This window comes from Prevotella sp. P2-180 (genome assembly GCF_002251435.1).
GTDB lineage: Bacteria > Bacteroidota > Bacteroidia > Bacteroidales > Bacteroidaceae > Prevotella.
Genome location: NZ_NPJI01000037.1, coordinates 100,272 through 112,780, shown reverse-complemented (window position 1 = coordinate 112,780; position 12,509 = coordinate 100,272). Strand labels below are relative to the sequence as shown.

The 12,509-nt window shown below is 42.2% G+C and carries 19 protein-coding genes and 1 CRISPR repeat array; all 19 genes read left to right on the top strand.

Annotation, left to right across the window (positions count from 1 at the left end; all coding sequences use genetic code 11):
- The first annotated feature begins 9 nt into the window (after positions 1-9).
- Positions 10-540: a DUF3127 domain-containing protein gene (locus tag CIK98_RS06570; protein ID WP_094383467.1), complete on the top strand. Its 531-nt coding sequence runs from the start codon at positions 10-12 to the stop codon at positions 538-540.
- Between the two features lie 491 nt (positions 541-1,031).
- Complete coding sequence (locus CIK98_RS06565; RefSeq protein WP_094383466.1) at positions 1,032-1,463, top strand: hypothetical protein; 432 nt, start codon at positions 1,032-1,034, stop codon at positions 1,461-1,463.
- Positions 1,457-2,029 carry an ATP-binding protein gene (locus tag CIK98_RS06560; protein ID WP_094383465.1) on the top strand — a complete coding sequence of 191 codons (573 nt, stop codon included), beginning with the start codon at positions 1,457-1,459 and terminating at the stop codon, positions 2,027-2,029. Before CIK98_RS06565 ends, CIK98_RS06560 begins: the two co-directional genes overlap by 7 nt.
- 96 nt (positions 2,030-2,125) lie before the next feature.
- A CRISPR array of direct repeats spans positions 2,126-2,299; the repeat unit is 19 nt; unit sequence AAATGAGGGTAGATGCAGC.
- Positions 2,300-2,321: 22 nt separating this feature from the next.
- A complete protein-coding gene (locus tag CIK98_RS06555; RefSeq protein ID WP_094383464.1) occupies positions 2,322-4,538 on the top strand; it encodes a DnaB-like helicase C-terminal domain-containing protein in 2,217 nt (738 codons plus the stop codon).
- Positions 4,539-4,935: 397 nt separating this feature from the next.
- Positions 4,936-5,775 carry a DNA (cytosine-5-)-methyltransferase gene (dcm, locus tag CIK98_RS06550; RefSeq protein ID WP_094383463.1) on the top strand — a complete coding sequence of 280 codons (840 nt, stop codon included), beginning with the start codon at positions 4,936-4,938 and terminating at the stop codon, positions 5,773-5,775.
- A 161-nt stretch (positions 5,776-5,936) separates the two neighbouring features.
- Complete coding sequence (locus CIK98_RS17610; protein ID WP_141210443.1) at positions 5,937-6,140, top strand: hypothetical protein; 204 nt, start codon at positions 5,937-5,939, stop codon at positions 6,138-6,140.
- A 423-nt stretch (positions 6,141-6,563) separates the two neighbouring features.
- Entirely contained in the window at positions 6,564-7,520 is a 957-nt protein-coding gene (locus CIK98_RS06545) for a DNA cytosine methyltransferase (RefSeq protein WP_094383462.1), read from the top strand.
- A gap of 54 nt (positions 7,521-7,574) precedes the next feature.
- Positions 7,575-7,721 carry a hypothetical protein gene (locus CIK98_RS18035; RefSeq protein WP_172409845.1) on the top strand — a complete coding sequence of 49 codons (147 nt, stop codon included), beginning with the start codon at positions 7,575-7,577 and terminating at the stop codon, positions 7,719-7,721.
- 19 nt (positions 7,722-7,740) lie between these two features.
- A complete protein-coding gene (locus CIK98_RS06540) occupies positions 7,741-8,226 on the top strand; it encodes a DUF4494 family protein (RefSeq protein ID WP_094383461.1) in 486 nt (161 codons plus the stop codon).
- 75 nt (positions 8,227-8,301) lie between these two features.
- Positions 8,302-8,709, top strand: coding sequence for a hypothetical protein (locus CIK98_RS06535; RefSeq protein WP_141210442.1), 408 nt, complete (start codon positions 8,302-8,304; stop codon positions 8,707-8,709).
- Positions 8,710-8,767: 58 nt separating this feature from the next.
- A complete protein-coding gene (locus CIK98_RS06530; RefSeq protein WP_094383459.1) occupies positions 8,768-9,004 on the top strand; it encodes a hypothetical protein in 237 nt (78 codons plus the stop codon).
- Positions 9,005-9,319: 315 nt separating this feature from the next.
- Positions 9,320-9,691, top strand: coding sequence for a hypothetical protein (locus CIK98_RS06525; protein WP_141210441.1), 372 nt, complete (start codon positions 9,320-9,322; stop codon positions 9,689-9,691).
- Positions 9,678-9,974: a hypothetical protein gene (locus CIK98_RS06520; RefSeq protein ID WP_141210440.1), complete on the top strand. Its 297-nt coding sequence runs from the start codon at positions 9,678-9,680 to the stop codon at positions 9,972-9,974. Before CIK98_RS06525 ends, CIK98_RS06520 begins: the two co-directional genes overlap by 14 nt.
- 2 nt (positions 9,975-9,976) lie before the next feature.
- Positions 9,977-10,501: a hypothetical protein gene (locus CIK98_RS06515; RefSeq protein ID WP_094383456.1), complete on the top strand. Its 525-nt coding sequence runs from the start codon at positions 9,977-9,979 to the stop codon at positions 10,499-10,501.
- 17 nt (positions 10,502-10,518) lie between these two features.
- Positions 10,519-11,406 carry a hypothetical protein gene (locus CIK98_RS06510; protein ID WP_094383455.1) on the top strand — a complete coding sequence of 296 codons (888 nt, stop codon included), beginning with the start codon at positions 10,519-10,521 and terminating at the stop codon, positions 11,404-11,406.
- A gap of 2 nt (positions 11,407-11,408) precedes the next feature.
- On the top strand, positions 11,409-11,594 hold the full coding sequence (locus tag CIK98_RS06505; protein WP_094383454.1) for a hypothetical protein: 186 nt from the start codon (positions 11,409-11,411) through the stop codon (positions 11,592-11,594).
- 2 nt (positions 11,595-11,596) lie between these two features.
- Positions 11,597-11,935 carry a hypothetical protein gene (locus CIK98_RS06500; RefSeq protein ID WP_141210439.1) on the top strand — a complete coding sequence of 113 codons (339 nt, stop codon included), beginning with the start codon at positions 11,597-11,599 and terminating at the stop codon, positions 11,933-11,935.
- Between the two features lie 62 nt (positions 11,936-11,997).
- Positions 11,998-12,123: a hypothetical protein gene (locus tag CIK98_RS18910; protein WP_256387759.1), complete on the top strand. Its 126-nt coding sequence runs from the start codon at positions 11,998-12,000 to the stop codon at positions 12,121-12,123.
- A gap of 5 nt (positions 12,124-12,128) precedes the next feature.
- Positions 12,129-12,503 carry a hypothetical protein gene (locus CIK98_RS06490; protein ID WP_094383451.1) on the top strand — a complete coding sequence of 125 codons (375 nt, stop codon included), beginning with the start codon at positions 12,129-12,131 and terminating at the stop codon, positions 12,501-12,503.
- Positions 12,504-12,509: the final 6 nt, after the last annotated feature.

Below are 12,509 nucleotides of genomic sequence, written 5' to 3'. Positions count from 1 at the left end.
GTTTTTATTATGGTAGTTAAATTAACAGGTCAAATCACAAATGTCCTTCCTCCCCAACAGGGAGTATCGCAACGTACGGGCAATCAGTGGGTGTCACAGGAGTACGTCATGCAGCATGACAACGGTCAGTATGCTAAGTTCGTGAGCTTCCGTGTGATGGGACAAGAGAAGATTGCTCAGTTGAATATTCAGGTTGGTCAGTTCATCACTGTCAGTCTGGATATTAACGCACATGAGTACAATGGTCGTTGGTACAACGAGATCAATGCCTTTAAGGTGGAATATCCAGGCGTTCAGCAGCAGATGCCTCAGCAGATGCCGCCGCAACAAATGCCTCCAGTGCAAGGTGGTATGCCACCCCAGCAGATGCCTCCGCAGGCTCAAGGCTGTCAGGTGCATAATCAGTATGGCGCAAACCAGATGCCCTACAACGTACCTCAGCAAGCACCTCAACAACAAATGCCGCCGCAAGCACCTCAGCAGATGCCACAGCAACAAATGCCGACACAGCAGCAAGTCCCGTTTCCTCCGCAACGGTAATGCCATCACAATGCTAATAAAGAAGTTCGACCTTGAATTGGTTGGGCAATAAAAGTCCTGCTCTCTTGATCGGGAGCAGGGCTTCAAAAAAAAGATATTCGGGCTGGCTGTACAGCCTTATGTTGAGGGGATTTTTCCCACTCGATAACTATCCTATTTATATGGGTATCAATACGTTGTAAGCTATAGGGCATAGATACCCTTAAAATGTGGGTAGATGCAGTGGTGGTGGTGACAAAGTGTGTAGATACCCTGAAAAATGAGGGTAGATGCAGTGCGACGCATTCAGTACCCCAAGCGTAGTGCAGATAACCTTAAAAATATGGGTAGATGCAGCAATAGTTCTTCCACTGGTTTCTCGGTCTGTGGTGTATTTACCCTAAAAATAAGTGTAGATGTAGTATTTTTAAAGTGGTCAAATTCGACCACTTTAGGTGTAGATACCCCTAAAAATTGAGGGTAGAAGCAGACAGTAAACATATTTTACAATAATGCTAAACGAAAAAGAAATTACACTCAAAGCAAGTGATTACCTTGCTTTATGTGAAGAAAACGAGAGATTGAAGAAAGAGGTTGAGAAACTACGAAAAAAACTTGATGATGGCTTAGGGAAAAAGCCTTCGAAGAACGTTCTTAACTTGGGTATCGTCCGAGCAGATATGCAGCCATTGGTTGAGAAATGGCTCAGGTACAAGCGAGAGAAAGGACAGTCCTATAAGCCGACAGGTTTTTCTACCTTTGTGAATAAGCTGATGAAGCTAAGCGGAGGTGACGTGGAAACCGCCAAGCAGATAATAGAAGAGTCGATAGCGAATAATTGGGCAGGCATTTTCCCATTAAAGAATAACGCGGCACGAATGCCTATCGGTTTCATTCAGACAGATAATAACAAAGACAAGTATAAGGAGCAAACTATATGGTAGATGAAGTATTTGAAGGCAGGTCGTATAAAGGCTTACACTTGGCTTTGGGAGACGAGGCTAAGGATTTATTCGACCGAGGAATGAGATTTTACGTAGGAGATGGATATAAGTACATTGACGATTATGCCCAAGTTATTGAGTGGCTGAAAGACAACGGCAGAAAAGGTTTGTTGCTTACAGGAAACAACGGAGTGGGTAAATCAGTCATTGCGTGTGCGCTCATCCCCACCCTTATGTTTCATTATCTTACCGAGAGTCCTCATGTCTATTCTGCCTATCGTCTGTCTGACACTTACCGAAACCAGGCAACGATGTGGGACTTGATAGACAACAAGCCGATAGTCATTGACGATCTTGGCACCGAGCATTACTACTTTGAGTTTGGTGAGAAACGTGACTTGTTTGCTGAGTTGGTTGACCAAGCGGAGAAGGACAAGCGACTGATGATTATCACGACCAATCTGACTACCGACCAAATCAAGGAGAGATACGGAGTACGGACGTATGATCGGCTTCGTGCATTGACCAAGGTGGTGAGTTTGACGGGTGAGAGTATGAGAGGATAAAAAAGATATTCGGGGCGGCTGTACGTCCTTATGTTGAGAGATTTTTTCTACTCGATAACTACTCTAATATATTGGGTATTAGTACATTACGAACTTTAGGGTATAGATACCCTTGGAAATGAGGGTAGATGCAGCTAGTGAGGATATGGGAAGACGTGTATCTCTGGTATAGATACCCTTAAAAATGAGGGTAGATGCAGCCGATGTGAAAGATTTAACCTATGGCAATATGGTATAGATACCCTTAAAAATGAGGGTAGATGCAGCAGGAAGAAATATATATGTTTATGTGATGAATATTGACGAGATTAGGAAATGGCATAGATTGTTTCGCCGACCGAACGAACTATTCGAAATACGTATCTTAGGGGATAAGACCTATAGCGGATATTTCTTCGATGTCGAGCAGGCAATAACAGCCTTGCAGCCATACGACAACTTTAATATATATTACTCGGTAAACGAGGTAAAGCAAGCCTGTGCAAGCCGTGAACAATTCGGTAATTTCCGACTGGTAAGAGGCACTGCAACGAGCAAGGTTGACATCGAGCATCGTTGGTGGATTCCGATAGATGTGGATTGCGAACGTCCTTCGGGTGTTTCCTCTACCAACGAGGAAAAAGACAAGGCTTACAATAAGGCAAGGGAAGTTTATGCTTTTTTGCAGAGTTTGGGTTTTCCTACGCCGGCTGTGGTTGACTCTTCTTCGGGTTATCACTTATACATTCCATGCGACCTGAACAACGACGACGAGGCAGAACTGCTTGTAAAGAAGTTCTTGGAGATACTTGCGCTACGTTTCAACGACGAGAGTGTAAAGATAGACACGGTACTTTTTGATGCCAATAGAATAATTCGTCTGCCAGGCTCTTTTGGACGCAAGGGTCGTAGTACAGAAGAACGCCCTCATAGGCCTGTTTGGATAATGTCTGAGCCGAATAGAAGCCAGGTAATAGGAATTAAGCAGCTTGAATGGTTTAAGGCCGTCTTCCAGGTAGAAGCGGATAATACGCACAAAAGAAATAGGTACTCGCAAGGAGCAAAAGAATTTAACCTTGATGAGTTTATCAACGAGCATGGCATTTCCGTTTCAAAGATTGTAAGCATGCCTGGTGGAGGTCGGAAGTTTGTTTTGACAGAGTGTCCTTTCGACTCAAGCCATAAAGCACCAGACAGTGCGATATTCGAGCTTGCAGATGGTTCAATAGGTTTCAAGTGCTTCCATAACTCTTGCAGTCATTACACATGGAGAGATGTCCGATTGAAGTTCGAACCCTCTGCTTATGACAGGGTTGAATATCAGCAACAAGGGTATCAAAGGCAACCGGTTGCATCTGTACAACAACCAAAGCAGCCAAGCATACTTGAAGAAAACTCTTCGTTAGGGCAAAAGTGGTTGTCGATGCGCAATATTCAAAAGGTGAATATTGACGAGCTTGATGGTTTTAAGACAGGGTTTAAAAGGCTTGACAAGAAAATCAAGAAGATGTTCTACGGAGAACTGACGATACTCTCTGGAACAAACTCATCGGGTAAGACATCGTGGCTTAACGAACTCGTCTTAAACGTCATACAGCAAGACAAGGCAGTCGCTCTATATTCGGGAGAGATGAACGCAAAAGTGCTGAAGTCAAACCTCCAAACAATAGCCGCTGGCAAAACAGTGTTGAGGAAATCGTCTAAGGGTGAGTACTGGTTTGTTCCTGATGGAGCTGCTAACCAAATAGATGCCTGGATGGACAACAAATTCTTTCTCCACAACAATAATTATACCTCAAAATGGGAGCAGCTTGTAAACGACATGAGAGAGTTGAGGGACAAGGCCGGGGTGAGGATCTTTATCCTTGACAACCTCTTTTCTCTTGACATCAATATCTTTGACGGAGACAATAATGCCAAGCAGCGTGCGTTCGTAACCGACCTGACATCGTTTTGTAAGGATGAGAAATGCCCTTCGCATATAATCCTTGTTGCCCATCCGAGGAAATCGATATTCTTTCTGAGAAAGTCTGACATCAGCGGTTCGGCTAATATTTCAGACGCAGCCGACAATGTGTTTATCATTCATAGACTTAACAAGGATTTCAAGAGGGCTGGATCAGACTTTCTTGGTGTAGAGAAAATAAAGGAATGGTCGGACATTGGCTATGGCAACCTGATTGAGATAGCAAAAAACAGAATGATTGGCGTGCAGGACTACTTTTGCGGAATGTTCTTTGATATTCCGTCAAGGAGATTCTTGAACTCCAAGGACGAAAACGTGGCATATAACTGGAGAACGGACATTACGGCAAAGGATATGTCATTGTTCGACGAGTCAACCTATGCCTCGATAGATGAGGACGGAGAAGTTTCGTCTAACACCAACACTTCATGGAAGCGGAAAAAGCACGAAGAGAAAGAGCCGCAGACAACAAATGCGCCTGTATCAAGAGACAAAACCGACGATGACGACATTCCTCCGTTACCATATATACCAGAGTACACAGAACAAGGGCTACCTTTTTAATTTACTGCTTATATATTTGTTATTTGCCAAGCGCGTGTCATTTGTTTGGCATGCGCTTACTCCAAAGTTCATTTATTTACTGAATAGACAGATGATTTTTCATCGATAGTTTTATTTTCATGGGGTATAGCGTATGGTTCGTGAGAATAATGCGCTACTTAGTAAAATTCATATAAGATTGTTTTTTAGTATTTTTTAATCCCATTTTAATTGGTTTCAATTCTCTCCGTCCGTGAGGATAGAGAGAGTTTTTAGAATATATTGTTTTGTATTTAAATAAAAGAACGAAGTAAGATAAGTAACTATGACTGAGGAATTTACGAACATACCTACACGTTGTTCGGAAAGACGGATTGGAGGAAATATTTAGAGGACTATTTTAAGATTGATTTAAGTGATGTTGAGTACGATTGAATATACAAAAGAAAACCCTTTAAGGTGTTTCTATGCCTTCGCAGGCTATAATAGTCAAAAGATGGCTCTGCAACGTTTGTCAGATGTTTACCCCGACTTTCATCATGTTTGTGTAGGGTGGAGCGAGATTGACGAAAATGCCATAAAAGCAAATAATGCAGTGTTTCCCGAAGATATAGACAAGAATTTCGGGGACATAACAAAGATTGATTGGGAGAAAGTACCCGATTTCGACCTTTTCACTATGAGTTCACCTTGTCAAGATTTCAGCATGAGTGGGAAACGGCGTGGAGGCGAAGAGGGCAGCGGCACACGTTCTTCTTTGCTATGGGAATGTACGAATGCTATCGAGATAAAACGTCCGAAATACATTTTGTTTGAGAATGTAAAGGGACTTATCTCTGGAACTTTCCTTAAAGGCTTTCATAAGTGGCAATCAAGACTTCAAAAGCTTGGCTACGAGAACTTTGCACAAGTACTTAATGCGAGCGACTACAACGTGCCTCAGAACCGGGAAAGAGTGTTTATGGTTTCCATTCTGAGGGGGGGGCAAGATGTTAAGTACTACTTCCCCAAAAAGATGAAACTTGAAAGACGTATCAAGGATATTCTTGAACCAAACGTTGATGAGAGCTTCTATTTGTCGGACAAGGCATTGGAGTATTTTTGCCGAGTAAATAACGGTCTAAATGGCTCTGATGAAAGTTCTTGTGTGGGAAAGGTGTCTAACTCGCAGGACGGTGTTGTTTCGGGTGTAAATGCTATTGCACCGACACTAACAGCAGGTCACGCAAATCAGCCAAAATTGTTCAATGAAGAATAACCATACCCACCCCCAATGGATTGTGGACGATATGCAGCCGATGTTGCAGTGTTCGGATGGGTCAAGTCCGACCGTCACTGCACGTTGCAGCAATGCAGGTATAGTCAATATGCTCGACCTTGCGCACTATCCAATTCAAGGGGTCTTAGTTATAGGGCATTATGAGTGACGGAATAATAATGATAGACAATATCTATTACGGCGAATACCGGCACGGCTTTGCGGGCAATATAGTAGGAGTGACTGGTATAAGTCCTACCATAACCTGCGTAGGGGGCGGCGGTAATCGGATGCCTTTAATACTGACAGAAGATGAGCGAGAGAAACACAGGCGGCAAGAATATGAAAACCTTGCTTCAAAATAGGGGAGGGCAAATGAAACCATACTCAGTGATTGACACATACAATCAAGCGGTGTATGACATCTGTCCGACCCTTAAAACGACATACGACAACAATAATTCAATATTCGTTGTGGCACCATGAAGGAGTTTAGGTACAAAGGTTCGATGGTAAGACCTTACGAACCATTCTATTACAATAAGAGCGAAAGATTCTTTAAAGGCAGTATGGTGGTGGCGAGGACATTGCTTGCTGACGAACACCCGCAAGCAGTAATAATTGAGATAGATGAAGAGACAGGAACTATTAAATAGCATTAGGGGGGGGGCAAGAACAGATATGCCCGACTCTCAAAGCCAACTACTACAAGATGGGAGCGGCAAACTTTGTGTATCATAAAGGCTGCGGTGATGGTTTTCTTGCACCTTGTGTAATAGAGATAAGCAATGAAGAAATTAATTAATACCGACTCTAACGGAAACGCCAAGGCAATACGTGCTTGCTATGGGCAGTGCGGGTTCGATAGTGTATTCCGTGGAGGCGGTCAAGGTATAACAGGAGTTATGGAAGAAGTAGAGCCAAAAATTGCCGCAAGTCGTGGCCGTGGCGAATCAAATAGACAGCAACTCGAAATCAATAACAGCGGTACATCTAACACGATTACGAGTGTAAATAAGGATAATCTTCTTATTGAGCCAAAGATTAACCTCGTAGGACAGTATGATAGTAGTCAGAATAGCCGTGTAATCGACACTGAAGGAATCTCATATTGTATGGCAAACGGTCATAAAGATGGTATGTCTAAGATAATCGAGCCAAACGTGCTGCGCCAGGAAAGGACAGAACAATGTAAGAAACTAAGAAAAAAGAACAGAGACAAGGGGATGAAATTCAATCAAGGAAGCAAGGAGTATAGCCCAAGAACGGACGGGGTAAGTAATACTCTCAGTACATCGACCAAAGACAATATGCTCGCAATACCAGAGTTGAGAATGGAAAATGGCTGTATGGTCGATAAGGAAGGGCGCAGATACCGAATACGCAAGCTCACACCAACGGAATGTTTTAGACTCCAAGATGTCAGCGACGAGGATATTGAGAAAATCATAAGTTATAGAGATAGCGAAACCTCAATAATATGTGATGCAAATGGCAAACCTATTATGAATATGTATTTTGACAAACCATCCGAAAACGAGAGGAAAGTCACTATTACGGTCGATGGCGAGCAGAGGGAATATTACAGAACTCAGCTGATTTGGAAGAAGAAAGGCAAGGAAATCTTCAAGACCAATTTATACAAGTTGGCAGGAAATTCAATCTGTGTTGCACCGATGTATCATATCTTCCGAAAGCTCTTCATCGAGAAAGGAAACGAGAATCGGCAATTAGAACTATTCTGATATGCCCGACACAGACGTTCACGATGGCAGTGGATGCAAACTAATACTTCAGATATGGCAATAAACTGGAATGCTTTTTATGCTAACGGAGGCTATTCAAACGAGAATAGCGACCCTCGCTCGTATGACGATGGAGAAGATGACACATACGCACCCGATCCGGGTAGGGAAACAAAGGAGGATTATTATGAAGGTGACTAATTTTTAAAACGAGATATTTATGGCAAATTTAAGAACAAGAAGCGGATTCTGGATAGAGACCGCTATCAGTTACCCTTTTACCAACGAGAAGGGAGTGACAAAGACAATGAACGAGAAGTATATCGTTGAAGCCGCTGACTTCGGGCAGGCAGAAGAGCGTATACGAAAGGAACTCAATTGCGACAATCGCACTATTTCGGTTAAGAACGTAACCCGACCGAGATATAGCGAAATCTGCTTTGATGACGAATCCTCATGCGACACCTTCTTCAAGGTGAAGGTGGCTATCCACGAAGAAGTGGAAATCAAAGGAGGCCTGGAAACGAAGATAAAGGACGTGAAGAAAGTCTATATCGTACAGGCCGACAGTATCGAATCAGCCCGCAACGCTATAACAGAGAGCGTTTATAAAAACTCTATGGAGGACTACGACATCGTTGATGTCAACATCACAAAGTTCCTTGGTATTCTAGAATACGGAAAGCACCTACAGAAGGACGAGTAGACAAAGGCTCGCCAAGACTAAAGGCGGCAGGCGCTTGATTGTGCCAGCCGCCCCTAACTAACGAAGAATAATCAAATGAGTAAGAAACGGACAAATTATCTTGTGGCAGTTGTGTCGAACGGAGAATGTCACCATCTGTTTTATTCGCATGACCTTTCAGACTTGCCGATGTTGAAGGAGATGTACCGAGGATGCTCCTTTGAAATCGCAGATCTTAGACCATATAGGGAAATAAGCAAAAAGAGCGCAAAGGTTGTAACACCACAAAAAGCTTTCCTCATGCACAAGCGAGGCAAGGGTGCGACAAAAGTCTTATGCCGGACTACCGGAAAAGTGTTCGATTCGGTCAAAGCCTGTAGCGAAGAACTTGGAATACCTGTGATGACGATATATCAGGCTATCCGCAGGAACTTTGCGGCCAGTAAGATGTATTTTGAATACCTTATCGAGGACGAGGGTTATACAGTCGAGGAAGATGATTGATGGTGTTAGGAGGATGGCATTACAAAACAGCATTGTAGTTTTATAAAATCCCGAATATATGAATAGAGAAAAAAAAGAGTTTGACTTCATTCCGCAGACTGGAGACACTTATTATTTTACAAGACTTATGGCGATGAGGAAGGTGTATGAAGTACAGTGCGACAAATGGACTGGAAGCCTCTTTGGTATGGCTCGCCTTGCCAATGCCAATGTGTTCCGTACAAGTGAAGAGGCCCAGGAATATGCGGATTCTATGAATCTCAGATTGTCTAAGGTTTGCGCCCTGTACATTTGAAACACAGACATAGTGCGTGGTTAAACGTTTGTCCTGGGGAAGAAAGATTGCCCTCTGTAAACAGTAACGTTTAATTTGAAACAACGCAACGTCACGTTAACAGATTTCTAACGTCACGTTTGCGGACAAGGGACCTTAGATTAAATCGTCATGATGAACATCTTGGTGGCAGCATGATTGCGAGGCGACTAAGAGTAAGAAATTTCGCCCTCCTGCATCTGTGAGAGAAGTTAATCAAATCTCATTCGTCAGTTGCAGTGAGGGCGATTAGGTTAATAGACGAAAAGTTAAACATAAAAAATATCAGTTAGTAGTATGGAATTTATATTATCAGTTGTAGCAATGCTCGTAGCGGTTATTGCTATGCTCGCAATTAACCACATCATTTACAAGCGTGAGAAAATACTTCTTGAAATCAACGAGAAGTACAAGAGGTTCTATAATCGTTCGCTTGACGATTGTGTCGAGCTGAAGGAACTTGTTGTCAGTACCGACAATGAGAAGGAGGCTTACAAGAATGCAATCTACGACTGCATTGAGAACTTCAATAGGGTTTACTCTAACACCAAATTGCATTTTGATGAAGACAAATGTGCCTTTGTAATAGAAGATATTGACGTGAATGATAGTTTGCCCACCGAAGAAGAAATAACGCAACAGAACGAAAATAACAATGAAAATAAGTAACCCATTTAGTGCGTTCCTCCGTAAGATGCGTGAGGAACGTAATATATCAATCGAGTTGAACAACAAGAGAACGGTCAACGCTGACGTTACGATAGCCAACGATCCCAACGACCCCGAAAACAGGATATACGTCTTTGTCGGTGGTATTCCTATTGCCGAGGTGGGTGACGTTGAACTCGACGGAGAGAACATTATACTGATAGACCACGTTGGTGAGTTCGTGGCAAACGTCAAGAAGATGTATCTCAATAGTCTAAACGGAAAACCGATTAAGAATAAATAGCTATGGAAACAAGACAAATTGAATTGTCGCTTGATACTGCCAGGCGGTTGTATGAACAAGGAGGCGAGTACAGAAACATTGCGCTTACCGCCTTTAAGGAACACGAATTAATCGGTGACAGATTGCCAAAGACGTGGCAGGAGTTCTGTGCGCAAAACGAGGTAAAAATCGGCGAGTGCTATCTGGACGATTGCTGCGGCTTAATTGAAGCCTACGAGGGTGGAGACACAAGGGACAAGGTTAATGACAGGAATATATTGCCGCATAAACCAGCGGCTTTAGCGCATCTTGCTTTAATGCAATTACATCAACTTAGGGATTGTTATCGTGATGGTTGGCTACCTAATGGCCTTTCGAGTGTACACGGCATTGAGATGTATTATGAACCAGTCGATGGCGTTGTTAAAGTGAGAGTAAGAAAGTGCTATAGTATTTCAAAGTTCTTGTCCTTCCAGACCGAGGAAAGAGCCAACGAGTTCTTAACCAATTTCCTTGACCTTATTAAGGAAGCGGGGGATTTAATTTAACTAAAAACAGAAGCAATATGGAAAGAAAAATTGGAGAAGTATTTGAATGTGAGGGCAAGAAACTACAAGTGAAAGAAAGCCACTGTCATAGTTGTGACGGTTGCTTTTTTAAAGGGCATTGCGAACACAGCAGCAATCCGATTATTGGACTTTGCGAGAAAGACCAGCGAGAAGATGAAAAGGACGTTATCTTCGTGGAGGTACAGGAACAGGAAGAAGCCGAAGAACAACATCAGGAAGAGCAGCCGAAGCTGAACCTTTGCGAGATTTTAAGGGACTGTCCGAGGGGAACAAAGTTATATTCAACAGTGCTTGGCTATGTTATCTTCCAAGGGATTGTTGAAGGTGTGGTATATCCGATTGTCGTAAGTTGTGAAAACGGAGTCACTGAAACTTTTACGGCTGATGGCAAGATGTTTATAGATTTAGATGGGGAATGCACGTTATTCCCATCTAAAGAACAGAGAAGCTGGGCAGATTTTATCGCTCCTTGGTACAAGAAGGAGAAGTTGGTTAAACCGAAATTTAAAGTAGGGGATATAATAAGACATAAAGAAACCAATAAAGATGATGTTTATAAGATAAGCAAAGTTTATAATGATTCTTATGGAATCGATGGTTTTACTTGGATGATTTACATGAAGTACCAAGACCAATATGAATTGGTTCCCAATAAATTTGACCCTAAGACGTTGAAAGCGTTTGACAGAGTGCTTGTAAGGATAGGCGACGGTGATGCTTATTGTTGGTTTGCCGATTTTGTTTCAATACCTGGTGAGGATTCATTTCTTTGCACAATGAGTAATAAAGATACTTCTATGATTATCCCCTACAACGACGACACCAAACATCTTGTAGGCACAACAGACGAAGCCCCAGACTTCTATAGATATTGGGAGGATTGAGTATGTTGAAAAGAAAAGAACATCAAGCATTGTTGAATTTTAGTCTTGCTGCATTGGGTTATATCCCTCCACAAACCGACGAGGAACTGCAAGCATTTGAGGAATTGCACAAAGATTATGTGCCGAGAATAAAGAACAGGCACGTTGATGTGAATAAAATAATTAATGGTGAAATAAAATGTGAATGATTATGGAAATACTAAACAATTTCAGTTCTATTTACTGCTTCATCACGTTTATCATTGGAGCAGTGTTTATGCTCATCGCTGTCTGTATTGTGGCGATGGGTAAGGTGAAAGAGCCGAAGAATAAGGTGCGGTTCTATGTCGCAAGAAATAAGAATGACAGACTTTGGCTTTATATGGGTAAACCTCGTAGATATGATGATGAGTTTCGGGCTTATTTAGATAAAGGGTCTAAGTATATTAGTGGTTATGATTTCGATGCTTTTGGTCTAAACGAAAAAGATTATGATAATCTCAAATGGGAAGATGAACCTGTTGAGGTATTCTTAAACATGGAGGATTGAGTATGGGATGTGATTGTTGTAAAGAAGTAAATCCTGCTGATTACGAAAAGTGTCAGCAGGATATGGAGAGAATATTGAGAAACAAGAAGCCGGCATCTTCCAAAAGATATGTCGCTCCTTGTGGCGAGTCGTTCACATTTGGGGCAAAGTTTACAATGCCAAAAAAGAAGAGGAAACGTAAGAGATAAGTAATATGACACTACAAGAAAAGATACAAAAGAAAGCCGAGGGATATGGGAAACTTGCTCCCGCGTTCCTCGAAGGTGCTGAATTTGCGCTGGAAAACAGATATATAAATTACCAGGAACAAAAGCCACCATTTGGAGTTGAAGTTATAGCATATCACCACAAATGGGTTGACGAAGACTTTAATCCTAATGGCACAAGAGTAGGCTTTTTATCAGACGAGGGATTTATATCTGCATTTTGGTGGGATTATCAGGACTGTTATGAAACAATAAGCAAGTCACACTGCGAGAGTAATAAAGATTTCTATAGAAGTCATCTTGATAATACTGAACCTGAATTTTGGTTTCCAATACCGAAATTTCTCAAACCTTCAAAATAATAGGAG

What these genes read in the sequence shown, in the direction of transcription:
- CIK98_RS18910 (WP_256387759.1), top strand. Translation starts at nt 11,998, where the DNA reads ATGGAGAGAATATTGAGAAACAAGAAGCCGGCATCTTCCAAAAGATAT.
- CIK98_RS17610 (WP_141210443.1), top strand. Translation starts at nt 5,937, where the DNA reads ATGAGTGACGGAATAATAATGATAGACAATATCTATTACGGCGAATAC.
- CIK98_RS06520 (WP_141210440.1), top strand. Translation starts at nt 9,678, where the DNA reads ATGAAAATAAGTAACCCATTTAGTGCGTTCCTCCGTAAGATGCGTGAG.
- CIK98_RS06570 (WP_094383467.1), top strand. Translation starts at nt 10, where the DNA reads ATGGTAGTTAAATTAACAGGTCAAATCACAAATGTCCTTCCTCCCCAA.
- CIK98_RS06505 (WP_094383454.1), top strand. Translation starts at nt 11,409, where the DNA reads ATGTTGAAAAGAAAAGAACATCAAGCATTGTTGAATTTTAGTCTTGCT.
- CIK98_RS06530 (WP_094383459.1), top strand. Translation starts at nt 8,768, where the DNA reads ATGAATAGAGAAAAAAAAGAGTTTGACTTCATTCCGCAGACTGGAGAC.
- CIK98_RS06555 (WP_094383464.1), top strand. Translation starts at nt 2,322, where the DNA reads ATGAATATTGACGAGATTAGGAAATGGCATAGATTGTTTCGCCGACCG.
- CIK98_RS06565 (WP_094383466.1), top strand. Translation starts at nt 1,032, where the DNA reads ATGCTAAACGAAAAAGAAATTACACTCAAAGCAAGTGATTACCTTGCT.
- CIK98_RS06545 (WP_094383462.1), top strand. Translation starts at nt 6,564, where the DNA reads ATGAAGAAATTAATTAATACCGACTCTAACGGAAACGCCAAGGCAATA.
- CIK98_RS06535 (WP_141210442.1), top strand. Translation starts at nt 8,302, where the DNA reads ATGAGTAAGAAACGGACAAATTATCTTGTGGCAGTTGTGTCGAACGGA.
- dcm (WP_094383463.1), top strand. Translation starts at nt 4,936, where the DNA reads ATGTTGAGTACGATTGAATATACAAAAGAAAACCCTTTAAGGTGTTTC.
- CIK98_RS06490 (WP_094383451.1), top strand. Translation starts at nt 12,129, where the DNA reads ATGACACTACAAGAAAAGATACAAAAGAAAGCCGAGGGATATGGGAAA.
- CIK98_RS06560 (WP_094383465.1), top strand. Translation starts at nt 1,457, where the DNA reads ATGGTAGATGAAGTATTTGAAGGCAGGTCGTATAAAGGCTTACACTTG.
- CIK98_RS06525 (WP_141210441.1), top strand. Translation starts at nt 9,320, where the DNA reads ATGGAATTTATATTATCAGTTGTAGCAATGCTCGTAGCGGTTATTGCT.
- CIK98_RS06510 (WP_094383455.1), top strand. Translation starts at nt 10,519, where the DNA reads ATGGAAAGAAAAATTGGAGAAGTATTTGAATGTGAGGGCAAGAAACTA.
- CIK98_RS06500 (WP_141210439.1), top strand. Translation starts at nt 11,597, where the DNA reads ATGGAAATACTAAACAATTTCAGTTCTATTTACTGCTTCATCACGTTT.
- CIK98_RS06515 (WP_094383456.1), top strand. Translation starts at nt 9,977, where the DNA reads ATGGAAACAAGACAAATTGAATTGTCGCTTGATACTGCCAGGCGGTTG.
- CIK98_RS18035 (WP_172409845.1), top strand. Translation starts at nt 7,575, where the DNA reads ATGGCAATAAACTGGAATGCTTTTTATGCTAACGGAGGCTATTCAAAC.
- CIK98_RS06540 (WP_094383461.1), top strand. Translation starts at nt 7,741, where the DNA reads ATGGCAAATTTAAGAACAAGAAGCGGATTCTGGATAGAGACCGCTATC.